General features: G+C 55.6%; 24 protein-coding genes. 9 read left to right on the forward strand and 15 right to left on the reverse strand.

Features of this window, described 5'->3' with window-relative positions:
• Position 1 precedes the first annotated feature (1 nt).
• Together B9A13_RS09680 and B9A13_RS09685 are read left to right on the forward strand one after the other, a co-directional pair.
• Positions 2-1360, forward strand: a complete 1359-nt coding sequence (locus tag B9A13_RS09680; protein WP_084234940.1) for a sugar transferase — start codon at positions 2-4, stop codon at positions 1358-1360.
• Positions 1360-2481, forward strand: a complete 1122-nt coding sequence (locus B9A13_RS09685) for a glycosyltransferase (protein WP_084234941.1) — start codon at positions 1360-1362, stop codon at positions 2479-2481. Before B9A13_RS09680 ends, B9A13_RS09685 begins: the two co-directional genes overlap by 1 nt.
• Positions 2482-2594: 113 nt before the next feature.
• Here B9A13_RS09685 and B9A13_RS09690 read toward each other — a convergent pair whose 3' ends face one another.
• Positions 2595-3998 carry a sigma-54 interaction domain-containing protein gene (locus B9A13_RS09690; protein WP_084234942.1) on the reverse strand — a complete coding sequence of 468 codons (1404 nt, stop codon included), beginning with the start codon at positions 3996-3998 and terminating at the stop codon, positions 2595-2597.
• A 495-nt stretch (positions 3999-4493) separates the two neighbouring features.
• Here B9A13_RS09690 and B9A13_RS09695 point away from each other — a divergent pair, with 495 nt between their 5' ends.
• Positions 4494-5681 (forward strand): thiolase family protein, encoded by a 1188-nt coding sequence (locus tag B9A13_RS09695; protein ID WP_084234943.1) that lies wholly within the window; start codon positions 4494-4496, stop codon positions 5679-5681.
• A 78-nt stretch (positions 5682-5759) separates the two neighbouring features.
• On the opposite strand, the gene B9A13_RS09700 is transcribed toward B9A13_RS09695, so the two are convergent.
• From B9A13_RS09700 to B9A13_RS09715, 4 genes are all read right to left on the reverse strand, one after another.
• Entirely contained in the window at positions 5760-6725 is a 966-nt protein-coding gene (locus tag B9A13_RS09700; RefSeq protein WP_084234978.1) for a 3-hydroxyacyl-CoA dehydrogenase, read from the reverse strand.
• A 99-nt stretch (positions 6726-6824) separates the two neighbouring features.
• Positions 6825-7655, reverse strand: coding sequence for a GntP family permease (locus B9A13_RS09705; RefSeq protein WP_159448094.1), 831 nt, complete (start codon positions 7653-7655; stop codon positions 6825-6827).
• A gap of 45 nt (positions 7656-7700) precedes the next feature.
• Positions 7701-8123, reverse strand: coding sequence for an SLC13 family permease (locus B9A13_RS09710; RefSeq protein WP_159448095.1), 423 nt, complete (start codon positions 8121-8123; stop codon positions 7701-7703).
• 405 nt (positions 8124-8528) lie between these two features.
• Entirely contained in the window at positions 8529-9569 is a 1041-nt protein-coding gene (locus tag B9A13_RS09715) for a ketopantoate reductase family protein (protein WP_084234946.1), read from the reverse strand.
• 849 nt (positions 9570-10418) lie between these two features.
• Here B9A13_RS09715 and B9A13_RS09720 point away from each other — a divergent pair.
• The 3 genes from B9A13_RS09720 (at position 10419) to B9A13_RS09730 (ending at position 12582) form a co-directional block, all read left to right on the forward strand.
• On the forward strand, positions 10419-10646 hold the full coding sequence (locus B9A13_RS09720) for a ketopantoate reductase family protein (RefSeq protein ID WP_423241267.1): 228 nt from the start codon (positions 10419-10421) through the stop codon (positions 10644-10646).
• Positions 10647-10850: 204 nt separating this feature from the next.
• On the forward strand, positions 10851-11783 hold the full coding sequence (locus B9A13_RS09725; RefSeq protein ID WP_084234948.1) for a 3-hydroxyacyl-CoA dehydrogenase family protein: 933 nt from the start codon (positions 10851-10853) through the stop codon (positions 11781-11783).
• Between the two features lie 37 nt (positions 11784-11820).
• A complete protein-coding gene (locus B9A13_RS09730; RefSeq protein ID WP_084234949.1) occupies positions 11821-12582 on the forward strand; it encodes an enoyl-CoA hydratase/isomerase family protein in 762 nt (253 codons plus the stop codon).
• Positions 12583-12832: 250 nt separating this feature from the next.
• Here the strand turns inward: B9A13_RS09730 and B9A13_RS09735 are convergent, their stop codons facing one another.
• The 9 genes from B9A13_RS09735 to B9A13_RS09775 form a co-directional block, all read right to left on the reverse strand.
• A complete protein-coding gene (locus B9A13_RS09735) occupies positions 12833-13798 on the reverse strand; it encodes an ABC transporter ATP-binding protein (RefSeq protein WP_084234950.1) in 966 nt (321 codons plus the stop codon).
• The gene (locus tag B9A13_RS09740) at positions 13795-14778 is read right to left on the reverse strand and encodes an ABC transporter ATP-binding protein (RefSeq protein WP_084234951.1); all 984 of its coding nucleotides are present in this window, start codon (positions 14776-14778) and stop codon (positions 13795-13797) included. Before B9A13_RS09740 ends, B9A13_RS09735 begins: the two co-directional genes overlap by 4 nt.
• On the reverse strand, positions 14779-15675 hold the full coding sequence (locus B9A13_RS09745) for an ABC transporter permease (RefSeq protein ID WP_200809706.1): 897 nt from the start codon (positions 15673-15675) through the stop codon (positions 14779-14781).
• 5 nt (positions 15676-15680) lie between these two features.
• Positions 15681-16703 (reverse strand): ABC transporter permease, encoded by a 1023-nt coding sequence (locus B9A13_RS09750; protein ID WP_084234952.1) that lies wholly within the window; start codon positions 16701-16703, stop codon positions 15681-15683.
• A 103-nt stretch (positions 16704-16806) separates the two neighbouring features.
• Positions 16807-18447 (reverse strand): ABC transporter substrate-binding protein, encoded by a 1641-nt coding sequence (locus tag B9A13_RS09755; protein ID WP_084234953.1) that lies wholly within the window; start codon positions 18445-18447, stop codon positions 16807-16809.
• Positions 18448-18464: 17 nt separating this feature from the next.
• Positions 18465-19877, reverse strand: a complete 1413-nt coding sequence (locus tag B9A13_RS09760) for a Sapep family Mn(2+)-dependent dipeptidase (RefSeq protein WP_084234954.1) — start codon at positions 19875-19877, stop codon at positions 18465-18467.
• A gap of 3 nt (positions 19878-19880) precedes the next feature.
• Positions 19881-20951: an aminopeptidase gene (locus B9A13_RS09765; RefSeq protein WP_084234955.1), complete on the reverse strand. Its 1071-nt coding sequence runs from the start codon at positions 20949-20951 to the stop codon at positions 19881-19883.
• A gap of 56 nt (positions 20952-21007) precedes the next feature.
• On the reverse strand, positions 21008-22216 hold the full coding sequence (locus B9A13_RS09770; protein ID WP_084234956.1) for a pyridoxal phosphate-dependent aminotransferase: 1209 nt from the start codon (positions 22214-22216) through the stop codon (positions 21008-21010).
• Positions 22217-22231: 15 nt separating this feature from the next.
• On the reverse strand, positions 22232-22612 hold the full coding sequence (locus B9A13_RS09775) for a Rid family detoxifying hydrolase (protein WP_084234957.1): 381 nt from the start codon (positions 22610-22612) through the stop codon (positions 22232-22234).
• A gap of 372 nt (positions 22613-22984) precedes the next feature.
• On the opposite strand from B9A13_RS09775, the gene B9A13_RS09785 reads away from it, so the two are divergent.
• Positions 22985-23683 carry a helix-turn-helix transcriptional regulator gene (locus B9A13_RS09785; RefSeq protein WP_084234959.1) on the forward strand — a complete coding sequence of 233 codons (699 nt, stop codon included), beginning with the start codon at positions 22985-22987 and terminating at the stop codon, positions 23681-23683.
• Positions 23684-23876: 193 nt separating this feature from the next.
• Positions 23877-24032 (forward strand): DUF6774 domain-containing protein, encoded by a 156-nt coding sequence (locus B9A13_RS14285; protein WP_200809707.1) that lies wholly within the window; start codon positions 23877-23879, stop codon positions 24030-24032.
• 49 nt (positions 24033-24081) lie between these two features.
• Here the strand turns inward: B9A13_RS14285 and B9A13_RS09790 are convergent, their stop codons facing one another.
• Positions 24082-25719 (reverse strand): DUF4153 domain-containing protein, encoded by a 1638-nt coding sequence (locus B9A13_RS09790; protein ID WP_479724530.1) that lies wholly within the window; start codon positions 25717-25719, stop codon positions 24082-24084.
• On the opposite strand from B9A13_RS09790, the gene B9A13_RS14715 reads away from it, so the two are divergent.
• A partial coding sequence (locus B9A13_RS14715) for a hypothetical protein (protein ID WP_207651223.1) occupies positions 25628-26212 on the forward strand: 585 nt, incomplete at its 3' end. The genes B9A13_RS09790 and B9A13_RS14715 overlap by 92 nt on opposite strands.

Raw genomic sequence — 26212 nt, forward strand, 5'->3', positions numbered from 1 at the left:
TATGGAGGGACGACAGAAAAAACACACTTTTCTTTCCGGAGTGGCAGCTGTCTGTGCCGTACTCTTCCTGACGGCGGCCATGATTGCCGGAATCTACGTGGAGCAGGTGCTGTGGGGTTTACCGGACAGGGTGAACTTTCGCCAGTGCCTGCCCTGGTTTGTGTTGTTTTCCGTCGGGATTCTGTATTTCAACTCGGTTTTCGATCTATCCCGGCGAATGCATCACCTGGCCTTTTCCGTTTTCGGGTCGGTTCTTCTGGTCAATATTTTCATGATGTCCCTTCCGTTTTTCGAAGTTCTCTATTACGTCCAGATCACCACTCTGTTTCTTATGGTTCTGTTCGAATGTCTTGCCATGGCGGGTTGGATTCTTCTCTTTCACCGCCTGTGGTATCGGTACAACCCTCCCCTTTCCACGGTGCTTTTCTGCAGCGACGGGAAACGGGGCCGGGAGATTGCCGAGAAAATCAACCGGCGCACGGCCGCCAACCGGGTGGAGCGCGTGCTGCCTTACGGAAGCGAGCAGGATATCCTGTCCGCCCTCGCGAAATATCCCGCGGCGGTACTGGTCTCCCCGCCGCCGGAGATTAAAAATTTCGTGGCCCTGGATTGCTGGGACAGCGGGCGGGAGCTCATCGTGGTCCCGGATATTTACGAGCTGGTCATTCACAACGCCGTCCTCACTCAGTTTGACGATCTCATGGCCTACCGGGCAAAATCCATCGGGCTGACCCCGGAACAGCGATTTTTCAAGCGCGCCGCAGACATCGCGGGAGCTTTTTTGGCCCTGGTCCTTCTCAGCCCCCTGTTCCTGGTGGTCTCCGTCATCGTCAAGCAGGACGGCGGCCCGGTCTTTTTTTCTCAGAACCGCGTAACCCTGGGAGACAAGGTATTCCGCCTTTATAAATTCCGGACCATGGTGCCGGACGCGGAACGCGAAACGGGGCCGGTTCTCGCCCAGAGGGACGATCCCCGGATCACCCGACCCGGCAGGTGGCTCCGCCGGACCCGGATCGACGAGATCCCCCAATTCTGGAACGTTCTTAAAGGGGACATGTCTTTGGTGGGGCCCCGGCCGGAGAGGGAACACTTTATTGAGCTTTACAGCAGGACTCTTCCCGAATACCAATACCGCACCAAGGTGCGTGCCGGTCTCACCGGGATGGCTCATGTCATCGGGAAATACAACACCACGCCGGAAGAACGTATTCTGTTGGATCTCACCTATATCCAGAATTTTTCCTTCTTTCTGGATCTGAAGATCCTGGCCGAAACCGTCCGGGTGGTCTGCACCAAAGGGTATGCCGAGGGAGTCGATACCGCTCCGGCCGCGCCGGAGAAAGAAAAGGAGCGGGTGTGATGCCGAAGGTCCTGATTTCCGCCTCCACCCTGTCCCACCTTCAGCGGTTTCATCTGCCTTATCTGAAATATTTCCGCGACAGGGGCTTCGAAGTGCATGCGGCCATCCCCGGACAGGAGGCGCCGGAATACGCTCAGATTCTGCATACCATTCCCATGGAAAAAAGCCTTCTCTCCCCCCGGAACCTCCGGGCCGTTTTTCTTCTGCGGGGGATTCTCCGGAAGGAGCGCTTCGATCTGATTCTCACCCATACGGCCCTGGCCGGCTCTGTGGTCCGCCTTGCCCTGTTCCTGGCGGGCAAGGGAAACACCAAAACGGTTCACACCGTGCACGGATATCTCTTCTGGAAAGGCTGCGGAGGTCTGAATACCCTTCGGTACCGTCTGCCGGAGCGGATGCTGCGCGGCGTCACCGACTGCCTTATCACCATGAACGGCGAGGATGCGGCCGCCGCCCGCTCTCTGGTGCGGAAGGGCGGCCTTCTCTTTCAGGTGCCGGGCATGGGTGCGGATGAGGACCGCTTCCGCCCCGTGTCCCAGGATGCGCGCAGGACGGCCCGGGAAGCCCTCTCCCTTCCGGAGACGGCTTATGTCCTGGTATACGCCGCTGAGTTCTCCCGCCGGAAAAATCATATCGAGCTTCTCCGTGCTATGGAGCAAATCGTCAGAGAAGCTCCGCAGACCGTACTGCTTTTATGCGGCCAGGGAGATACCTTGGCGGAGATGCACGGGGAGGCAGCGCGCCTCGGGATTGAGGAAGCCGTCCGTTTTTTGGGATTCCGGGACAGGATGGAGGAAATCTATCCGGCGTGCGACATCGCGGTGAGCTCTTCCATCAGCGAGGGACTGCCGTTCAACGTAATCGAGGCCCAGCTGTGCGGCCTGCCTGTAGCGGCCTCCCGGATCCGGGGCCACACGGATCTGATCCTGGACGGAGAAAACGGGAGGTTGTATCGCCCCGGAGAGTCCGGTGCCCTGGCCCGGATCGTTCTGGAGATCCTCCAAAGCCCCGACAGAGGAGCGAATTTGGGCCGCAGGGCTTTGGAAACCGTCCCAGCTTTTACTTTGAAACCCGCTTTCAGGGCCAATACCGCAGCCTATGAGGCGGCGCTTCGCCTGTAGGCAAACCGGCCGGTCAAAAATAAACATTCAAAAGCCGCGGTAAAACGCAATTAATGCGTCTTACCGCGGCTTTATCTGGTGCGTATCAAGCGAGCAGGAGCTGTCAAACGGCTTCACTTCATCAGGCCGTAGCTTTTCAGCTTCTTATAAAGGCCCGAGGGATGTACCTTCAGTTTCTTTGCCGCCGCTGCCACATTGTAATCGCAGGATTCTAGGACCTTCCGGATGTGCCTTTTTTCAAATTCCCGGGTGAGTTCCGCCATGGATCTGTCCTCCTCCTCTGCTAAATACTGCAGAGCAGCCTGGGGCGAAACCTTTTCCTCCATACGGCTCTGTCCGGCTTCGGCGTCCAGCATAAGGTCCTCCCGGGTCAGACACACGGAGGAGGAGGCGATGACCATCCTCTCCACCACATTTTTAATTTCCCTCACGTTCCCGGGCCAGGTATAGTCCTCCATCGCCCGCAGCAGGTCGTCGTCAAATCGTTTGCTGCATCCGTATCGGGTATTGTACTGGTTCAGAAACAGACTTGCCAGGGGAACAATATCCTTGCGCCTGTCGCGGATGGGCGGGATGGTGATAGGAATCACATTCAGCCTGTAATACAGGTCGTTGCGAAAATTCCCCTGCAGCACAAGCTGTTTGAGATCCTTGTTGGTGGCCGCAATAATCCTCACGTCGGTTTTGATATACCGCTCGCTCCCCAGCCTCTTGACCTCTCCGGTTTCCAGCACCCGGAGCAGCTTGGGCTGGAGCGAAAGGGGAAGCTCCGATATTTCATCCAAAAAGAGCGTCCCCCGGTCGGCCAGTTCAAAAAGGCCCGTCTTCCCTTCCTTGGATGCTCCGGTGAAGGCGCCCGCCTCGTATCCAAACAGTTCCGACTCAATGAGGCCCGCGGGAATAGCTGCGCAGTTGATGGGAAGAAACACCCGGTTTGCCCTGCTGCTGGCCTTGTGTATGTATCTTGAAAAGACCTCCTTACCCGTGCCGGATTCCCCTGATATGAGGACCGCGGAATCCGTGGGAGCGATTCTGCCGATAAAGGCCAGCAGCTTGTGCATCGACCCGTCGGCAATAACAATCGGGTTATCTTTATCGCCCATATCGGCAAGACAGTTCAAAAGCTGAAAGGCCCTGTTTTTATCCTCATTGGCTTTGCTGAGAATCTCATTGAAAAAAAATTCGTCCAGGCTGAAGGAAACGACAAAATCCACGTCGCCTTCTTCGTTAAAATATGGTTTTGAAACGGTAAATACAGGTATCTTCGACCGCCCCTCCACATACTTGATGGCAACCTCCTTTGTCTTCAGCGCCTCCATGGAAGGAGAAACCTTGAATATCCCCTCCGCCACCACTTCCTCCATCGTACGGTCGATGATTTCTTCGGCATGAATATTAAAAACCTTGAGCATCTTGCTGTTTGCGTATATAATGCGCCCGCTTCTGTCGATTATGAGGACCGAGCCGATAAAATCGTCCACAATTCGGTCCATTTTGATCTGCATGTCCCAATCCATAGCCAGCCCCTCCTTTCCGTCTAAAGCCGTGCCGCTGAAATCCGGGATAAGAATTTCTATTTTAATAGAATTTTTATCAAAATATAGAACTCATATTTCTACATTTGTAGAATCCGGCTGTTTTTATTATCTCATCTTCCATATATTTTTCAATTTAAATCTATTTCCCAAACTTCAATTTGTAATATTCGTTAATTATTCTGCTTTTTATAATCATTATCTGTGCAATTATCCTATTTTTTTATTTATTCATTATACGGCATGCTGTTTGCTGTTCTTATTATATAGATTCAGACAGAATACCACAGGATCGAATCCGAGCGGATTCCTTCCGCATAATCAATCCGATTTGGCGAACACCCGGAAGGAACAGCGGAAGTCCCAAAAGAGGTGGAAGCATGTCGCGGTGTCTGCAACCGCTTAAGGCAAACACACCGGGCAATCTTCAAATCCGCGGAACGGAAGCTTTCTGAAATATAAAGGAGGTCGAATATCTTGGACGCAAATGACATCGTAATCGTAGGCTCCGCGAGAACCCCTGTGGGAGATTTTCTCGGAAAACTGAAGGATGTACCTCTGGTTGATTTGTCCTGCATCGCGGCGAACGCCGCCCTGAACCGGGCAAACGTCAAGCCCGTCGATGTGGAAGAGCTGGGCATGGGCTGCATTTACAAACACGGCAACGGCGGAAACCCCGCCCGACAGGTGGAAATCAAGCTGGGCATTCCCGCCACATCCTGGGCATATACCATCGATCAGCAGTGCGCTTCGGGTATGAAGGCCCTGGATATCGTCCGCAGAAGCTTACTTACCGGCGGCTGCCAGATGGGCCTCGTCGTTGGCGCCGACGTCATGTCCCGCGTTCCCTATCTGGCAATGAACGTACGGGAAGGGCTGCGCATGGGCGACGGGAAGCTGGTGGACGGTCTGACTCAGGAGGGTCTCGTCTGCAATATCGTAAAATATCACATGGGCCTGACGGCTGAGAATCTGGCAGAAGAATACCACATCACCCGGGAAGAGCAGGACGCACTTGCGATTATCAGCCATCAGAGAGCCTGCGCAGCCATCAACTCCGGCAAGCTGAAAGATGAGATCGTTCCCGTAGAGATCCAGACCAAAAAGGGAGTCGTAGTCGTCGACAGAGACGAGCATCCCAGAGCCGACGTGAGCATGGAAAGCCTCGGAAGGCTCAAACCCGCCTTTAAGAAAGAGGGCGGCACCGTCACGGCGGGCAACGCCTCCGGCATCAACGACGCTGCGGCCGCACTGGTGGTCACCACCGCCGGATACGCCAAGGCACATGGACTCAAGCCGCTGGCAAAGATCCTGTCCACCGTCAGCTACGGTGTGGAGCCCCGCATTATGGGCATCGGGCCGGCATACGCTATCCCGAAGGCAATCAAAGAAGCAGGCCTTACGGAAAAGGATATCGATTATTATGAGATCAACGAAGCCTTTGCTGCCCAGTTCCTGGCGTGCAACAAGGTCCTGAAGCTGGACATGAACAAGGTCAATGCCAACGGTTCCGGTATCGGCCTGGGGCATCCCGTAGGCTTCACCGGCGTCCGGATCGTGGTCTCCGCCATCACCGAGATGAACTACCGGAAGGCCAAATACGGCGTAGCCTCCCTGTGCGTCGGCGGTGGCCCCGCCATGGCGGCTGTGCTGGAGCGCGTATAAGTTCTCCAAATCATACGCTTTTCTGAACATACAGAAAAACCGAGCGAAGGGAATCCCTCCGCTCGGTTTTTTCTGTCATTACAGCTTCTTGTGAATTTTGAGAAGCTCGATGAGAGCTTTATTCTGGAACTGCTTAATTTCCTCGGGAGTATTGCCGAACTCTTTATCCCGATTTTTCATTTCCTCATTTACGCCCTCCTGGGCAAAAGCACCCCAATCCTTGGGATACTCCTGCCAAACAGCCATATCCTTAAGCCAGAGGTCCATGGAGGGCCCGATGTGATCAAAGATGTGCTTGATTCCGCCTGCTCCGCCGCCCAGCTGCCAGGTAAGAGTGGGGCCGAGAATTCCCCAGCGGATTCCGGGGCCGAAGACCAGCGCCTTGTCCGCGTCCTCGATGGAGCAGACGCCGCGGCTAACGATCTCCACATATTCGCGGTACAGTGCGTTCTGAAGGCGGTTGGAGATAAAGCCCAGGACTTCCTTACGGAGAATGATGGGCTCCTTGCCGATGAGCTTGTAAAAATCATAGGCGGTCTGAACCACTTCATCGGTGGTCTTGTCGCCCTTGGCCAGCTCCACCAGGGGAATCAGATGCGGAGGATTGTACGGATGTCCGCCCAGGCACCGGTCGGCATGTTCTGAGAATTTGGCGATTTCCGAAATCAGAAGACCGGAGGTGCTGCTGGAATAAATCGCATCCGCAGGCGCGTACTTATCAATTTCGGCCAGAAGTTTCTGCTTGATCTCATAGTTTTCCGGGCCGGACTCCTGCATAAACTGGGCATCCTGCACCGCTTCTTTCAGATCGGAGGTATAGGATACCCTGGCTTTCGCGGCCTCGCCGACTTCTTTGCTGAATACATCGCAGTTTACGAGAATATCGATGTATTCTCCAATTTTCACTTTGGCATTATCGAGTGCGGCGGGAAAGACGTCATACACCACGGTGGGATAGCCTTTCATGCAGAAATTGGTTGCCCAACTGTATCCGATGACTCCGGCGCCGATGCACGCCACCTTTTTAATGTCTGTTGCCTTCAAATAATCGTCCTCCTCAAATTCAAATTTGGGGCATATATCCGAATAGGATGACATAAGTCATCCTATTCAGATATATGTTCAGTTTGTCTGATTTTATGCCTAATACAAGATGGTGGCAGCGATTATAGCAAAGACACTGGCGATGATCGGGCCGACGGTGCAGGTCATACCGACGTATTTGTAGCCCTGCTTGTGGGTGAGTCCGACCACCATCAGGGTGGTGATAACCGCGCCGTTGTGAGGCAGAGAGTCCAGACCGCCGGAGGCGATGGAACCAATTCTGTGGAGTACTTCCGGATTGACCTTGTCGACATAAAGGGGAGCCAGAGTGTTCATGGCGATGGTCAGGCCGCCGGAAGCGGAACCGGTGATTCCGGCCAGGGCGTTGACGCCGATGGTCCAGGAGATGAGGGGGCTGCCGGGCATATTGACCAGCAGGCTAACCAGGTACTGATAACCAGGAGTAGCGGCGACCACGCTGCCGAAGCCCACGATGGCGCAGGTGTTGACGATAGGTGCGCACACGTTGAAAGCGCCCTGGTTGAGGGATTTGAGCATATCCTTGTAGTATTTGAAGAGCAGTACAAGGCAGAGGATGCAGGCCACGATCAGGCTCAGAACGATATTCAGCTTAACGGCATTCAAAAGAATCAGCAGTCCGACCATGGGAAGGAGCGCCAGAACGACATTGGGCAGATGTTCAGTTTCGCCGGCGGGAACTTCCACATCCTGCAGAGAGCCCTTGGTCGCTTCAAATCCGATTCCCTTCTTTTCGAGCTTCTTCATGTCGGCATTCAGCCACCACATGTCAAAGATAATGACCACAATGGCACCGACGATACCAACTACCGGAGCCGCGGTGAGGGGAGTGCCCAGAACGGTGGAAGGAATGACGTTCTGAATTTGGGGGGTGCCGGGCAGGCAGGTCATCGTGAAGGTACCGGAGCCGGTCATCATGGCGCCCAGGAATACCGGTCAGGGAATATCCATTTTCTTATAGACCGGCCGCATGATGGGCATAACCGCGAACACAACCACGAAGAGGCTGACGCCGCCGTATGTCAGTACCGCCGTGATTACCATCGTAGCTATCAGCATGGCAAACTTATGATGCTCGCCGACCAGTTTCATGATTCCATAGGCGATGGATTTCGCCGCACCGGAGTCTTCCATGAGCTTTGCGTAAATCGCGCCGAACAGGAACACGAGGTAGTAGTTCTTGGCGAAGTTTACGAAGCCCGTCATGTATGTAACCGTAAGGCCTTCCTTCAGGTCCATACCGCTGATGATAATTACAAAGCAAGACAGTATCGGAGCCATCCAGAGGATGTTGAAGCCCTTCATCGCGAAAATGATCAACAGGGCAAGCGCTATTATGATACCCACCAAACTAAGCATAATGCTCCTCCTTACAAAATAGTCGTTTTGCGATACGAGATAAGCTGAGGCGTTGCGTCCTGGTATACCGTCTTTCGGAGGTTCGGCCATATCCGGTCGGGTCTCCTGCCGGCAAATTCGCCGTCGGTTTTTGTAGGATTCTTTACGCCCCTCATCGCTGATGACGCGTTTTTGCCGACTCTGAGGGAGAAAACTGGATCATGCTGCTTTCCTGGTACTATCAGGCCTCCTTTCGATTGCAACACTCCTATTCGGATATGGGCCCCCTTTCCGTTGGTCTTGGTTACTCCTCTTCCCCGGCGATTTTCCCGGGAAAGGGAAGAAAATAGCTGCCGGAAGCTGCTGTACCCCGAAATCCGTTTTCCTGCGCCCCCCAGCGCGGCGGATCCCGGTTTTCGCTTACGGTCAGTATTTTACATCTTTAACGAGCTGGTCAAACTCTTTCAGATTCGCTACTGTGGGTACTTCCTTCTTCTCCTGGGCCCGTTTTACTAGCTCCACAATCTTTGCGTTAAACGGCGCGGGGAAGCCGACCTTTTCCGCCGCCCGAACCACCGAGCCGTTGATCTGGTCGATTTCCGTCTGGAAAATGCCCCGGCGCATGTCGTTGAGCATGCTGGCCGTCACTCCTCTGTGAATGCCGAATATGCCCTTGTAAATGTACGCCTTGGTGAGCCTCTCCGTCTCCGTGTCGTATTCGCCTTTCTTGACGTCAAAGCCCTGTACGTCGTCCACGATGGTTATTCCGTTCCGTTGAGCCGTTTTGAGCACTTCGTTGCCCACATACATGGAAAGCCGGAAAATCTCCTCGCTGTCCAGAATATCCCCATAGCTGATTCCCAGCGCAGCGGACAACCCGCTGTATGTGGCGTTGATAAAGAGCTTCGCCCATCTGGCTCCCATAAGATTTGTTATAATGGTGGTATTGCCTACCGCATCCAGAACTTCCTTGACTTTTTTAGTCCGCTCCGTGATCTTTCCGTCCAGCTCGCCGATTTCAAAAGCGGCCTCTTTTACCTTTTCCGGATTACTGGTATATTTTGAAACCCCCGGTCCCTGAAGTACTCCGCCCCAGAGGACGGTTCCGCCGATGGTTCTTTCTCTTCCTACATAAGATGCAACCGCTTCCTCGGGCAGTCCATTCTGAAGCGTACAGACCACGCTGTCTTCCTTCAAATGTGGCAGCAGCTGGGTCAGCGCCTTTTCATTGGCGGGCGCTTTCGTCAGATATAATACAATGTCAAATTTCCCTTCCACTTCGTCGGGGGTGCACGCCTTGACGGGTACGTTCATCTCCACACCGCCCACTACCGTGGCTCCGTTCTTGTTCAGCGCGTCCACATGCTCCTTGTACGCATCCACAAGAAGCACATCCTGTCCGCTCTTTGCGACATAAGCTCCTAAAATAGTCCCCAAAGAGCCCGCTCCCAGGATCATCGTTCTCATTTTGTTTTTCTCCCTTCTATCCATCTAACTATCGCATTGGGGGCTGAATCTTTTGATGCCAGCTTCCGATATACTGCTGCTTTTGTTAATAATGGAACGTGTTTTTCCGACGGGGAGATGTCGTATGGTATCCTCCTCCTTTTCATCGAAATAGGGATTTTCTGCCATATCGAAAATAAATACCCTGCTCCAGAAAAATGTCACTAGAATTCGATGCACATTATAAATACTGCACATAAAAATGAAGTGTTTGAAGCAGGGTTCACAAAATATATTAATTTATAAAACCATTATAAAATAAAGCAAGTCAATAGGCAAGCGATCTATCGTCACCGGAACGGGAATTCCGTTCCGAGATACTATTTATATCGGCAGGCGGGCAGCCGCAATACCGATTGAAGTATATGCTTGGTTTGATTATACAATACTCATTCGGTATTTGCAACTGAATTTGTTCGATTTTTTGGCGAAAGAGGCCAGATTCCGCCCAACTTTTTTTGCCGCGTCCTTTCGCGAGAATCGGGAAATTTCTCAGACATATTGCAGCGCAATTGTTTTATCTGAATTTACAGTTTGCACGGGCGGAATTTCCATCCGTGAATTTGGATAAAAACAGCTGCATGCCTGCTCCTTCCCGCCGTATAAATCTTATCATATTTTACATATACTGGTTATTTATCGCCACGGGGCCACAATATTGGGAACGTTCGACTGGAACATTCCCGTAAAGGCCATCACCCCCGACGGCATGGAGGGCATACACGACATCGTCATCTATATGGCAAAACAGACCTATAATAAGAAAGCCTTAAATCAGCTGCTGCCCCACCTTGGACCCGACAGCGTGGTCTGCACCCTCAGAACTCCAAGGCCAGCATGCTGCAGGACCTCGAAAAGAGCTTTAAGACGGAAATCGACGCCATCAACGGCGTGGTATGCGAGTATGGAAGAAAGACCGGAATCCCCACGCCGGCAAACGACACCGTGGTAAAGATCGTAAAAGGATTGGAGTCCGGAACATATAAGTTTTCCACGGACAATCTGAAGCTTTTCTCGTTCCCCGCCATTCCCGAATAATCCGGCGCTATACGGGATCGGAATCGAAAACACGCGGCGGTCTTCAATCCTGTTCCGCCGGCTGCGAAACGGCTTAAAACCCTTTCCAGGGAACATCTTTCCCCGTTCATACGGTATGATGAAAACGGCGTATCCCGCGCGGTTCGGCGGTCCCGACCCATCATAGGCCGGCAGAATCTGAACTGAAAAGAAGGAGCGTAAAAAATGAAAGCATCGGACATTCGATCCATCGCCTGCATAGGGGCCGGCACCATCGGCGCAAGCTGGGCGTCCTTCTATGCGTACAAGGGATTCCCCGTAACGGTCCAGGACGTCTCAGCCGAATTCCTGGAAAAATGCAAGGGACTCATCGAAAGCAATCTTGCCTTTTTCGTCAGCGTGGGAGCCGAAGACAGTCTGGAAACCATGAAAGACCGGATCCGGTACACCACGGAGATCGGGGAGGCCGTCAGGGACGCGCAGCTCATCCAGGAATCCATCACGGAAAAGTACGAGGTCAAGCAGGCGGTCCTCGGGGAGATCGACAAGTACAACACGGACGCTTTTTACTGCAGCAGCACCTCGGGCCTTCTCATCACCGAGATTTCAAGGTATTCGGCCTTTGCCGCCCGGTGCGTCACGGCGCATCCCTTTAATCCGCCCCATCTTATCCCTCTGGTAGAACTGGTTAAGGGAGAGCAGACCAGTCAGGAAACCCTGGACACGGTTTTCGATTTCTACAGATCCATCGGAAAAGAGCCGGTGAAGATCTATAAGGAAATGAACGGCCACGTGGCCAGCCGGCTCCAGCTCGCCCTCTGGCGGGAGGCCATCGACCTGGTGGTCAAGGGCGTCATCTCCGTGGAGGACGTGGACACAGCCTGCCAGTATGGCCCAGGCCTGCGCTGGGGTGTCATGGGCCCCAACATGATCATCCATCTGGGCGGTGGCGAGGGCGGTGTCAAAAAAATGATGACCCTGGCTCCGGTGGAAAAATGGTGGGGAGAGATGGCCTCGTGGAGCAAGTTCCCGGAGAAGAGCTGGGAGATGCTGCCCGAGGGCTGCGAGGCGGCCATGCACGGCCGCAGTTTCAAGGAAATGGCGCAGATCCGCGACGAGCGGCTCATCGGACTTCTGAAGGTGCTGGGGAAGCTGTAAACCATCCGGATTACCATATGAAAGGAATAAAAACAACATGGAATTCGTATCGACTCAGATAATGGGCCATGTCTGCGTGGTAACCGTGGACCGCCCTCCCGTCAACGCCCTGAACCTGCAGCTTCACACCGAGATCGGCAAGGCTTTCATGGAGATCAGCGACAGAAATGATATCTATGCGGCGGTGCTTCGGGCAAACGGAAAGATGTTCATGCCGGGCAACGATATTTCTACCTTTGAAAATCCACCCAGGTCTGCTTTGCTCCGGGAGGCGGACGCTTTAAAAAACGGAGTCGGAGCCGTGTACAACTGCCGGGTGCCGGTGATCTGCGCGGTGAACGGCTACGCCCTGGGGGCGGGTCTTGCCTATGCCGCCGTCTGCGATATTCTCATCGCCGCCCAGAGCGCGAAATTTGGGCTGCCGGAGGTAAAGGTCGGCCTTGTGGGAGCTGCCGGTTTTCTTTCCCTTCTGATTCCCCCCAAAGTAGTCCGGTACATGGCTCTAACCGGCAGCTTCCTTACCGCGGAAGAGATGATGCGGTACGGGGCGGTACACAAGGTGGTGCCCCCGGACCACCTCATGGCGGCCGTCATGGAAACGGCGGATGAGCTTCTCAGCTGCCCGCCCCTGACTCTTCGGGCCTGGAAGCGGGCCATGAATCTGGTGGACAACGCCTGCCTGGGGGATAAGTTCAATTTAGAGCACGATTTTACGATGGAAATGCTGGAAACCGAGGATTTCAAAGAAGCCATATCGGCGTTTCGGGAAAAGCGGAAACCGGAATATATGGGAAAATAGGGTTTTCCGCATACATCGAAACCCTTCTTGAATCGGCTCTGACAAGCAGCGGGGCCGGGAGACAAAATCCTCCCGGCCCCGCTTTCCCATCCCGGCCAAGAAATAAAAAGCGACTGTGCTCTCCGTCCGCCCGAGGCGGCCGGAGAGCACAGTCGCAAAGAGGATTGAGACCGGAGGCGCAGGGTTTCCCCTGTACCGCGGTAATGAAGAAAGCAGATTTAAAATGGAGGACAGCCCTGTAAACGGCAGCCTACAGCATATGACAGCAGGCGAAATGCCCCGGAGTAATCTCCCGCATCTCCGGAACTTTCTCGGCGCAGATGTCCATCTTATAGGGGCAGCGGGGATGGAAGCTGCAGCCGGAAGGCTTGTTCAGCGGGCTGGGGATCTCCCCCACGGAATGGATCTTCTGGGGTTTGAGCTTCTCCTCCTCGTCGCTGACTACGGGAATGGAGGCAAGGAGCATCTGGGTGTATGGATGCAGCGGCCGCTCGAAAAATTCGGCGGTCTCGGCAAACTCACAGATGTTGCCCAGGTACATGATGGCGAGCCTGTGGCACATATTGCGCACCAGACAGAGGTTGTGGGTGATGAATAGATAGGAGATCCCGTTTTCCTTCTGCAGCTCGATGAGCTTATTGGTGATCTTGGCCTGGATGGAAACATCCAGGGCGCTGGTGGGTTCGTCCAGGACAATGAAGGACGGGTCGGCCGCCAGTGCCCTGGCGATGCAGACCAGCTGTTTTTCGCCTCCCCCGATGGCTCTGGGGTATTTGTCCAGATATTCCGTGGGCAGGTCCACCTTCAGGAGAGCCTTTTCCAGGCGTTCGTCCAGCTCGCTCTTGGAAAGGTGTTTGTCGGAGAACAGCTGCAGGGGTACCGAGAGAATCTGCCGTATGGTCTTTCTGGGATTCAGGGATCCCCCCGGGTCCTGGAAAACCAGCTGAATTTCCCGCTTGAGCTCCTGGCTTCTGAACTTGTAGCTTTTACTGATGTCCCGGCCGTCCTGAAAGGTGATGGAGCCCGAGGTAGGGGGATAGGTCCCCACGATCATGGAGCCGATGGTGGATTTGCCGGAGCCGGATTCGCCCACCAGGCCGAAAATCTCCCCCCGGCGGATCTCAAAATTGATGTTGTCCACCGCCACCAGGTCGCCGAATTTGGTTTTAAAGACCTTGCGCAGGTCTTTTACCGTTATCATGCTCTCGCCGCTCATGGACGCACCTTCCCTTCCGCGTGATGGCAGGCAACGTACCAGCCGGGCTTTTCCTCCACCGGTTCCAGCACGGGGGCCTTCTCCAGGCAAAGGTCCGTCTTTCTGGGACAGCGGTCGGCAAAGCGGCAGCCCTGTGGGGGATGGAGATAGCTGGGGATATCCCCCTCGATTCCGTCGGCGATGCCCTCGCCGGTGAGCTTGGGGGTCGCCGCCAGAAGACCGATGGTATACGGGTGCCGGGGCGAGGCGAAGAGTTCCCGGGTTGGGCCGGTCTCCACAATGTTCCCGGCATACATCACGAAAAGCCGCTCGGTGATCTTGCGAACGGCGCCCAAGGCGTGGCTGACCAGAATGAGGGACTTGTTCTTTTCCCGCACCAGGCGGTCCAGGAGGTCCAGAATCTGCTCCTCGATGGTCACGTCCAGGGCGGTGGTGGGCTCGTCAGCCAGAATGAACTCCGAGTCCTTCATAAGGGACATGGCGATACAGACCCGCTGGCGCATCCCGCCGGACAGCTGCACCGGGTAACTGTCCAGCACCCGCTCGGGAGCCGGCATGGCGACGGCCTGGAGGCTCTCCAGCATCCTGCGCTGGTAATCCTCCCTCTTCTGCCCCGGGAACTGGCTTTTCAGGATGTCGCTCATCTGGGTGGAAATTTTCAGGGTGGGGTTGAGAGAGGTGGAGGGGTCCTGAAAAATCATGGAAACCGTTTTCCGCACATTTCGGACGCCGGCCTTCCCTTCCGCCTTTTTCCCGCAGACCTCCAGAGCGTCGTATTTTATAACGGCGGGAGGGCATTGGAGGATGGAGGCTACGGTCTTCAAAACGGTGGTCTTGCCGCAGCCGGCCTCCCCGATAAGGCCCACCCGCTGCCCCGCCATCACCGTCATGTCGAGGCCGGGAATCACCTTGAGAAGGCCCTCGTAGACCTTGTAGCTTACGGAGAGGTTATTCAGTTTCAGCACATATTTGTCTTCCATCTACTTCTCCTCCACTGAGAGGACGTCACTGAGCCCGTCTCCCAGGAGATTGAAGCCCAGCACCACCAGCACCACCATGAGAGCGGGCATGATGGTGAGCCACCAGATATTGGGCAGGTACTTGATTCCGCTGGAGATCATCTCGCCCAGAGACGGCGTGGGAGGCTGCACGCCCAGGCCGACGAAACTCATGCTGGAAGCGGTGATGATGATGCTTCCCATGTCCAGGCTCATCTTGGTGAGAATGGGCGACATGATGTTGGGAAGCATCTCCTGGATGATGATCTTCATCATTTTCACGCCGGACAGCTGGGTGTATACGATATACAGCTCATTGGACAGCGAGGTCACCAGATTGTAGGTGATGCGGGTGTACCAGGGCCACCAGGCCACGGCGATGCCGATGGCCGCGAAGATATACTTGGAGGAGAACATGGTGCAGATCACCATGGCGAGAATCAGGGGCGGGATGGACATGAAAAGCTCGGTAAAGCGCATGATGATCGCTTCTATGAGCCGCCCCTTGTAATATCCGGCCAGAAGGCCCATGAGGACGCCGAAGGGCACCGAAATCGCCAGAACCAAGAGGCCTATGGCCAGAGAGTAGCGCAGCCCGATGAGAATCCGGCTGAAGACATCCCGCCCGTACTCGTCGGTCCCCGCCAGGTGGGCCAGGCCCGGGGCCTGGAAAGTCTCGGTCATATGGATGGAGAGGCCGGCGTCCTCCGGATGGGGCGCCAGAACGGTGGCGAAAACGGCGACGAAAATCACCCCCACGACCACCACCAGGCCCAGAACGGACAGGGGGTTCCGTGAGAATTTATACCAGGCCTTTTTCATCGCTTCCGCCCGGGGATTCACTTTTTTTACGGTTTGGATATTCACTGTATTCACCATAGCTTTTACTCCGATGCTTTCAGTCGGATTCTGGGATCCAGCCAGGAGACGCCCAGATCGATGAGCAAATTCACAACGGCAAAGATGACCCCGAAGACAAAGGTGACTGCCACGATGCTGTAGGGGTCCTTATTGAGGATGACGTTGAGGCTGTATTGGGAGAAGCCGGGGTACCGGAAAATCACTTCAATCAGAAACGCGTTGCCCAGAAGCGCCGCCACCTGAAGCCCGTAGATGGTGAAGGTGGGAATAAAGGACGGCTTCATCATGTGCTTCATCACCAGTCTGGTACTGCTGACACCGGCCACTCTGGCAAACGCAATATAATCGGCGTTGATGTTCTCGATCATGGAGGAACGGTGGATACGGGCCTGATAGGCGATACTGCCCAAAGAGATGCTCAGAGTGGGCAGCACCAGACTTTTCAAAACCTTGCCGTACAGGGCCCAGTTGCCCGCCAGCAAAGCGTCCAGCCCCGGCATCCCGGTCTTCACGATCTCCTCCGGAATGGAGGGTACGCCCCCGATGGGGAACCATTTGAGGGTATAGGCAAAGAGAATCAGGAGAAACAGTGCGATGACGTAAGGCGGAGTCACCACTCCCAGATAGGAAAGGAACCGGATTACGTTGTCGATCCAGGTATTCTTGAACAGGGCGGACACCGTCCCCACCAGAACCCCGAAAATCAATATGAGAATGGCGGCGTAAAAGGCCAGCTCCAGGCTTCTGGGAAGATAGGTGGCGATATCCTGGCTCACGGCGTGATGGGTGTAGAGGGACTGACCGAAGTCGCCCTTCGTCACCACGCCCTGGAGCCAGTGGAAATACTGGACCACCAGGGGGCGGTCAAAATAAAGCTCATGGCGCATCCTCTGAACCGTCTCCTCCGGCGCCATCACGCCCAAAGAGAGCCGAACCGGGTCTCCGGGGATGAGGCGGATGAAGGAAAAGATCAGAAAGGACAGCAGCATCAGCACCAGGATAAAGTGCACCGCTCTTTTCACAAGCATCACGAATGTATTCTGCATGGCAACCTCACTTTGTTATCAGACGCCCCGCGCGGGGGCGGCGCGGCGGAAAACGCCGCCCCCGCGCGCTTTGAGCGTCCGGCTTATGGTCGCTGATTTTGCATTACTTGAGCATCACAAAGTTTGCAAGATAGTAGTTGTATTCGGAGGAGGCATACATCTTGCCTTCGCTCACAGGCCAGGTGAAGACCTTGGAGTTCCAGGAGGGCTTGGTGGCGGAAACCATGGCGTAGACGGAGGGTACCACGTCGTTTACCAGGTATTTCTGGATCTCGCTGTACTTCTGGAGACGCTCGGTGTTGTCCACGGTCTTGAGAGCTTCGGTGATCATCTGGTCAAAGGTGGCATCCTGGAGCCATTCGTTCTGGTTCCAGTTTCCGGTGGTCCAGGAGGCGTACTTAAACTCCAGGAGGGAGCCGGCTTCCGGATAGTTGGCCGAGCAGAAGGCGTTGGTGACGTTGGGGCTGGTGTCGACGGCAGCCTCGTTGTTGCAGAAGAGGACCCAGGGCACCTCGCTGATGGTGACCTTGAAGCCTACGGCCTCCAGGTTGCTGGCAAGGAGCATGGTGAGCTTTCCGGTGTCGCCGTTGCCCTGGATGTAAGCCAGCTCCACGGGGTAGTCGGCGAGATTGTCGGCGTACTTGGACAGGGCGATCTCTTCCTTGGCCTTTTCGGGATCGTATGAGTAACCCTGGATGGTGTTGTCGGCGCCGAAGAGGTTGGGCGGGACGGGACCGTTGGGTTTCTCCACGTCTCCGTACACCGCGATGAGGGCGTCATAGTCGCAGGCGTAGGAAATGGCCTTGCGGATGTGCACGTCGTCGGTGGGGGCCTTCTTGGTGTTCATCATGAAGTAGTTCAGGCCGTCCTCGGAGACCACGGCGGACTTCACGCCCTCGGTGGTAAGCAGGGCCTGGAGGGTCTCGTTGTCCTGATGACCGTGGGCCAGGTCAATGTCGCCGCTGGCCATCATCATCTTGGTGGTGGCGGAGTCGGTGAGCTGAGTGAAGGTGGCCTCGTCGGGGGCTTCCGCGGGCAGAGTGCCCCAGTAGTTTTCATTCTTGACCATGTCCACGGACTCGCGGATGGTAAACTTCTTGATCACATAGGGGCCGGAGCCTGCGGAATTGGTGAGGAGGTACTCCTTGCCGTAGTCGCCGTTATCCCCGTAGGAATTATCCTTCACGGTGTTGGCGACCAGGAGGGTCTTATTGACGATCTTCAGGCAGGTGAGAGCGGTAAGGAAGGGTCCGAAGGAGCTCTTGAGATCAAATTCCACGGTGTATGTATCCACCGCCTTGACAGAGCCGAGGATGTCGGTGAATACATAGGCATACCCTTCGCCCAGCGCCAGCATGCGCTCCATGCTGTAGACCACGTCGTCGGCCGTCATGGGGGTGCCGTCGGCAAAGACAACGTCGTCGCGGAGCTTGAAGGTCCATTTCAGGCCGTCGTCCGAGGTGGTCCATTCGGTGGCCAGGAAGGGTTCGGGCTCACCCGTCTCCCGGTTGGGCACAACGAGGGATTCATAGAGGTTTACAAAAATGATCAGGTCGTTCTCGCCCGTTCCCCTGGCGGGGTCCAGGGTTTCCGGGGTGGCGGTGCAGGTGGCGCGCAGAAGGGTGGGCTCGCTGGAAGCCTGTTCGGTGGGGGTCGGGGTCGCCGACGTTCCTCCGGAACATCCCGCGAGGACGGCCATAGATACTGCCAACAGCAGACATACGGCCTTCTTCAGCTTTTTCATTTTCTTTTCCTCCTATATTATTTTGTCAGTTCGTACACTGCCAGTCCGTACATTTTTGCGTTGCGCAGGATGTTCGCCGCCGCCGTCCGCTCGTTGGGGGAGTGGACGGTGAGTTCCTCTCCCGGGTAAACCGAGCCGAAACAGACGCAGTTGGGAAATGCCCTGGCGTAGGTTCCGCCGCCGATGGAGTAGAGGACCGATTTCTCCCCCGTAACCTTCTCGTACACCCCGCACAGCTTCTGAATCAGCGGAGAATCGGCGGGAACGTACAGAGGCTTTTTGATCCGTTCCTCCGTCTTTGCATACCCTTCCCTTTCAAACCGGGATACCAGGCGGCCGGCGAGCTCCTCAATGGAGCAGGTGACTGGGGTTCGCATGTCGAAACGGAGAGTCAGCTCGCCGCCGGAGAGCCGGAACATCCCCAGGTTCAGGGTCAGGCCGCCGGACACCTCGTCCGAGCAGGCAAGGCCGAGGGCGTTCCCGTCCGGCTGATCTCCCAGCAGGTTCAGAACGGTTTCCAACTCTTCCTTCTCCCGGTCCGAAAGGCAGCCCGGGGAAACGAGAAGCCGGAAAAGCCCGCCGATTGCGTTCACGCCTTTTTCCGGAGTCATGGCATGGGCGCTTTTCCCTTTTACTGCGATAAAGAGATTTCCGTCTTTCTCGGATATGGAAACCGAACCGAGGGTTTCCGGCAAAGACTCCGCCGCCCGCTTCAGGGCGGCCAGCCGTTCTTTGTCCGGCATCGCAAGCCGGGCCGAGGCGGCGGCCGGAACCAGGTTCACGGCTTCTCCCCCCTCCATGGAAATCCCGGAAAAGAGATCTCCGGGGAGCTTTTTCGCCAGGGCAAGGGACAGGATCCCCTTTTCCCGGTTGACCACGGTAAACATCCCGTCGGGGGAAAATCCCATGGTCGGGGTCTCGCAGTGGGCCGTGTAATACTTCATGCAACCCCATCCGGTCTCCTCGTTGGTACCCACGATGATGCGGACCCGCTTATTCGGCCGGAAGCCCGTTTTTTTCAGAGCGTACATACCGTAAAGAGAGGAGAGGAGAGGGCCCTTGTCGTCGGCCACGCCCCGTCCCCGGACCATCCCGTCCGTTTCGGTCATTTCATAAGGCGGGGTCTCCCAGGCGGAAAGATCTCCGGGAGGGACCACGTCCACGTGGGCGAGAATCCCCAGCAGTTCCTTTCCCTCTCCCCAGTCGATGGTCCCCACATAGCCGCCGTGGTTTTCCGCTTCAAAGCCCAGGGAGGCTCCCAGGGCCAGCACATGGTCCAGGGCTTCCGCCACCGCGGGGCCAAAGGGAGCGTTTTCCGCGGGAGCGCCCTCCACGCTGGGGATCTTCACCTGCTGCCGGAGGGATTCAAACAGTTTTTCTTTTAATTCGTCGATTTCCCGGGAAATGCCGGGAAACACATCGCCGCCCATGGCTTAATACCCAGCGACGCCCAGGTCCTTGCAGATTGCCACAAGGCCGGGCTCCACATAAAAGCCGTCCTTCTCCATGGCCACGTCGTCCAGATAGATGGAAGGATTGAGAACCATGCCGTCGGTGTGGTTGGCGGCGACCCAGCTCTTTCCGCCCAGGCCCTCGCCCTGCGTGCCGAGGCCCACTTCCACGCAGCCGAAGATCCGCTCATCCTCTTCAATACGGCCGGTGGGTTCCAGAACGCCGGGGTTGAAGCCGCAGGAGATGTGGGCGAGCCAGTACATTTTCTCATCGTTCCAGCTGGCCATCCATTTGCGGAAGAGGTGGGCCTCGCGGCCTTCTCCCTCGATCTTGGTGACGACGCCTTTTTCCACGGTGAGGATCACTTTATTTCTCATGACGCCGATCTCCTGGGGCGGGAAAAGGCCGCCGTCGAAGACCAGAGTTCCGTTGATGGTGTCCTCGATGGGGCAGAAGGAGGTCTGTCCGCCCAGCATGACGGAGACGCCCTTCTCGTCGGCAACCGTACCGCTCTGGCGGCACAGGCGCCCTTCGCACAGGCAGGAAAGATCGGTTCCGGCGGGACTGGTGATGCGCATCTTCTTGGCCGCGTTGGTGAGATCGCAGATGCGGTTTCCCAGGGCGACGATCTTCTTGTGGTCATACCGTCCGATGACGTTAATGAGCATGTCCACGTCCATGGCGGCGGCGGTGAGCTGTCTCGTCCCTGCGTCCATAGCCTGTTTCCAGCCGCGGGTATAGAAAAGCTGGTAGTCGTACTCGATCCAGACGTCGGCCGCCTTGATGGCTGCCAAAACCGGAGGCGTAGGCTCGATCATGATGGCTTTTTCCAGGCTGGCGGGATACTGCATGACGATGGGATACGCGCCTACCTCCATGGCGGCGCCGGCGGTGGCGTGCACCACGCGCTCGTCGCTGGTGGTATCGGTGGTGATGAGCACCGTTTCGCCGGGCTGAACCAGCATAATCTCGCGGATAATCTTACGGGCCGCCTGCTGCACTTCCCAATTGAGATAATAGGTATGGGAACTGGGCTGAGTTGATGCTTTCATACTTTCGCACTCCTTTTCATTTTCATTCCGGCATTCTGTTTTTTATTGATCACAAATCATTCCCGATAGCTGTCTAACGCTTCGGCAATGCGTTCCACGGCTTTCATGGCCTCCTCGTCGGACCAGAGGCACCCGTGGATGATGCGGAGATGCCCGTCTCCCCTCGCGCCGTAGTTTTTCCCGTCGTTGACGGCCACCTTGGCGCAGGCGACGAGGTGCTCTGTGATTTTGGCGGAAGAGCCCAGCCGGGAAACGTCCACCCAGGAGTAAAAGCCCGATTCCGGCAGGAGCATGGAGACGCCCGGCACCTGGTTTAAAATCTGGAAAGCCGTCCTTCTGCGGAAATCATACTTTTTTCGGTATTCCTCCATGAAATCAGGGTTCCGGAAGGCCGCCAGAGCCCCCCACTGGGAGGCGGTGCAGGTAGCTCCCACGACGCTCACGGCGGCGCCGTAGAGAACATCCATCACCCGGTCGCAGGCGATAAGGTATCCCACCCGGAGGCCACTCAGGCCCATTCCCTTGGAAACCGAGCACACGGTAATGGTCCGCTCCCACATCCCGGGTAGAGAGGCGGGGGATACAAACTCAATGCCGTCGAAGACCATATCCTCAAAGGCCTGGTCCACCACCAGCACCAGATCCCGCCGGCAGATCATCCTGCACAGCTCCTCCAGGTCCTCCCTGCGGAAGACGGTGGCGGTGGGATTGTTGGGGTGGGTGAGCAGGACCATCTTGGTCCTGTCGGTCACCGCAGCCTCAAAGGCAGCGGGGTCCAGGCGCCAGCCGTGCTCTTTGTCCAGAGGCACCGGCACGGTGACGGCGCCCAGGAGCTTCGGATTTAAAAAATTGTTGGGGTAGCTGGGGTCCGGCACCAGCACCTCGTCCCCGGGATTCAAAAAGACGGACATGGCGTAGTACAGACCCGAGTCCGATCCGGGGGTAATCATCACGTTTCTTTTGGGGTCCGCCTCCAGCCTGTGAAAAACCCGGCTGCGGCGGGCGATTTCCTCCCGGAGTTCCGGCATGCCGATGGGCATGGTATAGTGGGAAGCAAGTCCCGAGGTATAGGCTTCCACCAGGGCTTCCTTCACCGCGCCGGGCAAAGATGCGTCGGGATAGAAGGGATCGGCCCAGCCCATGAGGGTCACCCGGTTTTCGGCCATGGCCGCGAACCCGTCTCCCACGTCGGCCTTGGTCACTTTGGAAAAGAGACCGCCCTGCACTCCCCGGTACCCATTCGCCAGCTTGCTTTCAACATCCATGTCGGCACTCCCGCGTCAGCCGACCAGGGCGATGGCTTCGATTTCCACCATAGCTCCCTTGGGAAGCTGAGAAACCTCCACCACGGCGCGGGCGGGCGGCGGGCAGGTGAAAAAGGTGGCGTAGACATCGTTGATTTTTGGAAAATCGGCCATGTTCCGGATGAAGATGCCGCATTTCACTATAGTTTCGGTGCTCCCCCCGGCTTTTTCCACAAGGGTGACCACATTTTTCATGGACTGGGCCACCTGCTGCTCAATGGTCTCGGGCATCACGCCCGTCTCCGGGTTTATGGGGATCTGGCCGGATACATATATCGTACCGTTGCCCACAATTGCCTGGGAATAGGGGCCGATAGCCGCGGGTGCCTTGTCCGTCTGGATTACCTGTTTACTCATTCCTGTCGTCCTCTCCGTATTGGTAATATGGAAGCCTTTTCACGCCCGGGGATTCGGTTCATGTCCGGAAAAACCGGCCCTAAAACCCCGCCGCCTATAAGAAAAAGGCGCCCCAATCCAATCTTGCAGCGCCTTTGCTTTCTTTTCGACAGCTTTATCATCCCTTGCGGTATCCACTTTCCTGTATTATAATCCATTCCCATTTCACTGTCAATATGTTTAGCGTATAATGAAATAATTTTCATTATGAACGTTCTTTCACTCTTTTCTCCTTATATAATAAGCTTTTTTACATTCATTTATTGACAATTCCCGGAGTTTATGCTATCTATGGAAACGCCGGCCCGTAAAAAAACTGTTGGAGGCGCTGTCATGGAAAACATCACCGTCACGCTCACCGAAACCGATCGAATCGTGCTGGAATCCTATAAGCAGTTTGCGGAGGGCCTTTCCAACTATCTGGGCGACGGGTATGAAATCGTGGTACACAGTCTGGAAAGCCTGGACAACTCGGTGGTCAAAATCATCAACGGGTTCCATTCCGGCAGGCGCGAGGGCGCCCCCATCACGGATCTCGCCCTTTCCATGCTCTCCCGGATCCGGGAAACTGACGACGTGCCGTTTATCTCCTATCACAGCACCAATAAAAAAAGCGAGCCCATCAAAGCCTCCACCATCGCCATCAAAGGGGAAAACCAAAGAATCATCGGCCTTGTGTGCATCAATTTCTATCTGAACACACCCTTTGAGACCATATTGAAAAATTTCCAGTCTCGGGGAGACGAAAAACAGATGTTCATCTCCGAAAATTTCGCCGAAAACATCGGAGACGTGATAGAGAACGCCGTGGAGCAGGCCCGGCAGACGGTAAACGGCTCGCCCCTGATCCTGCCGAGCTTCCGGAACAAGGAGATCATCTCCATCCTGTACGGTCAGGGCATCTTCAACCTGAAGGACGCGGTGGTCCAGACCGCCGACATGCTGGGAATCTCCAGGAACACCGTCTATATGCACCTTCGGAACCTGAATCATGCAAACGGCCAGTCGGAACAGGAAAACGAGCAGTCATAAAAATACGCAAAAAGCGCCCGTCGGAGAAAAATCTCTCTCCGGCGGGCGCTTTTCTGTGAAAATCCGGGAAAAACCGGGTCCCTCCCCTCTCTTTGATGCATACCCTGATAGTGAATTGTACGGCCGGGGTTTCTGTTCCCCCTTTGCCGGAACCCATCCAGAGCATTCTGAACGGTACGGGAGGGATCGCTAAATGACATCCTGCGAATGGGCGGCCACCGTCACACTCATCGCCACCGCAATCGCACAGGGAAGAACGTCCGACGAGCTTGTCTTTCTGGCGGCTTTATTCACCCAGCTGGGGGATACGCTGGTAACTCTTTCACAAACTCCTCCGAAGGGCTGCTGATAAAAGATTTTGTATACGGCCTCATCCGGCAATCACGGGGGTCGTTCCGCTATTTAAAATCCGCCAGAATATAAAGCTGGGCACTGAAATACGTCTGTTTCCCGTCAAAGGAAATACTCGCGCTTTGTACAATGAAGGCAAGCCTTCCCCGGTCGTTTTCCGCCGTGAAAAGCGCCTCCTCCGGCGTGAGCGCGGACTTGCTTACAGGATAGGTCTCGTACCTGCTGAAAATTTCTCCCGTATCAAAGCGGATCAGCTCTTCCCCGCCCTCTTTGGACAAAATAATCTTGCCTCCGGTTCCGCCGGGCATTGCCGTCAGGCTGTAGTCCGCACCGTCCCGGCTCAGCCGGCCGATTTCCCGGTTTGTATCTTCCGGGTAATTCAGATAAGCCTGGAACAGATACTCATATCCCGCAATATCCACGGGAAGCGCGGCATCGGAATAGACGCTCACCGTGCGGTAAGAGGTTCCGGGCATTGCGTAAGCGTCAAACCCGAAGGTGTCGTAGAAATCCTCGTATATGGTGAAATCCGCCGGCAGGAAGGAGACACGGTTCAGCTCTCCCGTATTGCCGAGGTATTCTACGGAGGAAACGATTTTTTTCCGGTCCGCGTCGGACAGCGAGCCGTTTGGCACCACCGCTCCATCCGCCAGCATTCCGTTTCTTTCGAGGGTACTCTCCAGCAGCCCGATCTGATTTGACCGGCTCAAGGTAAAAGCGTCTACCGGCGGCAGGATGGAAACGGCGCAAAACGCAATCAGGAGGGCTGCGATGATCCCGTTTCTTTTCGGAGGCAGTATGCTCAGAACGAGGCCTGCGCAGACGGCGAAGAGCCCGAACAAAATCACGTAATACCTGGAATAGGTCAGGCCTGTATCCCTCACGGTGAGAAACGAGGAGACAATCTGAAAGAGCACAATGGGTATCAGAACCTTGGGGGAGATCAGCCGGAACAGGGCGGCAAAGCGGTTTTTCATCCCGGCTGCCAGAATGTTTACCAGGATTACCGTGACGGCATAGGAAATCAGCATGGACTCCAGGAGATTATCGGTCCAGAACTCACTTTGGATGTTCAGAAGGATATAGGCGGCCAGGATGACGGTAAATACCGACACCAGAGGGATTACGATATAGGAAATCAAAATCTCCAGAAACCTTGGACAGGCCGTCCGCGCGGCAAGGACCATGTCCCGCTCTTCCCGGCCCGCGGGATCGGGCCCATCTTCCCCTCTTCCCGGATAAACGGGAATCAGGGAGAGAAAAAAGACGGGAGCGAACAGGACAAAGACCCAGACCGCCGTATGGGCATAGACCCGGTTGTCCAGGGGCCAGATCAGTCTGTCGATAGCCGCGAGAATGGCGGCGATGCCGCCCATGATCACCGCGGAATAAAGGAGGGAATGAAACAGGGACTTAAAGGCGGCCATGAAGCTTTCGCTGAAACCGACGCGGCTGCGGATCACAGGCAGCCAGAGAAAGGCAAAAACCAGGGCGAAAAGCAAAACCGCCGTACGCACTCCGACCTCGGGACCTGTTATATCCGCATTCCGGACAGCCAAGTAATACGCCGCGGCGGAAAGAAGGCTTCCTCCCATGAGCAGCAATCGGGCTCCGTGGCCTTTGAAAAAACGCTCCCAGGCCGTTTGCGCTGCCGCCGCGGAGACGGCGCCAACGGCACAGGCCAACAGATATTTCGATACATCCCTGTCAGTGCCGATTTCCACGGACAGCATGACCGCGATCGCCAACAGAAACGCGATCGCAAGGGGAAAGCGCGCCGCCGAGCCGGTTAGCCCTCTGAGCCTCTTTCCCAGACTTATATACCATTTCACGCCGATATTCCTCACTTCCTTCGTCGATTTTCCGCTTTTTCTGTTTTCTTCTATTATCAGTGTATCATGGAGCGCCTTTTTATGCATCCTGTATTTCCTTCGCCCATTGACGCAGTCGGTTCAATTTTTACGCGAAGGCATACACAGAATTCAAATTTCATGGTATAATAGCCGCAAGCCGGCTGTTATACCCGGCTTAACGGCGCGATTTGCTCCCGCCCTTCGGGCGCAACCGCAAACGATGCCGTATACCACGAAACGCTCCGCGTTTGTGGTATCATACCGCAAGGCGGCTATTTTACCTTGCTTGACGGCGCGATTTGCTCCCGCCCTTCGGGCGCAACCG

Source organism: Papillibacter cinnamivorans DSM 12816, from assembly GCF_900176335.1.
In the GTDB taxonomy this organism is placed as follows: Bacteria; Bacillota; Clostridia; order Oscillospirales; family Oscillospiraceae; genus Papillibacter; species Papillibacter cinnamivorans.

Bases quoted from the DNA above. Each gene is read 5' to 3' on its own strand.
- B9A13_RS09680 (WP_084234940.1), top strand. From the start codon at position 2: ATGGAGGGACGACAGAAAAAACACACTTTTCTTTCCGGAGTGGCAGCT.
- B9A13_RS09685 (WP_084234941.1), top strand. From the start codon at position 1,360: ATGCCGAAGGTCCTGATTTCCGCCTCCACCCTGTCCCACCTTCAGCGG.
- B9A13_RS09690 (WP_084234942.1), bottom strand. From the start codon at position 3,998: ATGGATTGGGACATGCAGATCAAAATGGACCGAATTGTGGACGATTTT.
- B9A13_RS09705 (WP_159448094.1), bottom strand. From the start codon at position 7,655: ATGACCTGCCTGCCCGGCACCCCCCAAATTCAGAACGTCATTCCTTCC.
- B9A13_RS09710 (WP_159448095.1), bottom strand. From the start codon at position 8,123: ATGCTTAGTTTGGTGGGTATCATAATAGCGCTTGCCCTGTTGATCATT.
- B9A13_RS09715 (WP_084234946.1), bottom strand. From the start codon at position 9,569: ATGAGAACGATGATCCTGGGAGCGGGCTCTTTGGGGACTATTTTAGGA.
- B9A13_RS09725 (WP_084234948.1), top strand. From the start codon at position 10,851: ATGAAAGCATCGGACATTCGATCCATCGCCTGCATAGGGGCCGGCACC.
- B9A13_RS09730 (WP_084234949.1), top strand. From the start codon at position 11,821: ATGGAATTCGTATCGACTCAGATAATGGGCCATGTCTGCGTGGTAACC.
- B9A13_RS09735 (WP_084234950.1), bottom strand. From the start codon at position 13,798: ATGAGCGGCGAGAGCATGATAACGGTAAAAGACCTGCGCAAGGTCTTT.
- B9A13_RS09740 (WP_084234951.1), bottom strand. From the start codon at position 14,778: ATGGAAGACAAATATGTGCTGAAACTGAATAACCTCTCCGTAAGCTAC.
- B9A13_RS09745 (WP_200809706.1), bottom strand. From the start codon at position 15,675: ATGGTGAATACAGTGAATATCCAAACCGTAAAAAAAGTGAATCCCCGG.
- B9A13_RS09750 (WP_084234952.1), bottom strand. From the start codon at position 16,703: ATGCAGAATACATTCGTGATGCTTGTGAAAAGAGCGGTGCACTTTATC.
- B9A13_RS09755 (WP_084234953.1), bottom strand. From the start codon at position 18,447: ATGAAAAAGCTGAAGAAGGCCGTATGTCTGCTGTTGGCAGTATCTATG.
- B9A13_RS09760 (WP_084234954.1), bottom strand. From the start codon at position 19,877: ATGGGCGGCGATGTGTTTCCCGGCATTTCCCGGGAAATCGACGAATTA.
- B9A13_RS09765 (WP_084234955.1), bottom strand. From the start codon at position 20,951: ATGAAAGCATCAACTCAGCCCAGTTCCCATACCTATTATCTCAATTGG.
- B9A13_RS09770 (WP_084234956.1), bottom strand. From the start codon at position 22,216: ATGGATGTTGAAAGCAAGCTGGCGAATGGGTACCGGGGAGTGCAGGGC.
- B9A13_RS09775 (WP_084234957.1), bottom strand. From the start codon at position 22,612: ATGAGTAAACAGGTAATCCAGACGGACAAGGCACCCGCGGCTATCGGC.
- B9A13_RS09785 (WP_084234959.1), top strand. From the start codon at position 22,985: ATGGAAAACATCACCGTCACGCTCACCGAAACCGATCGAATCGTGCTG.
- B9A13_RS14285 (WP_200809707.1), top strand. From the start codon at position 23,877: ATGACATCCTGCGAATGGGCGGCCACCGTCACACTCATCGCCACCGCA.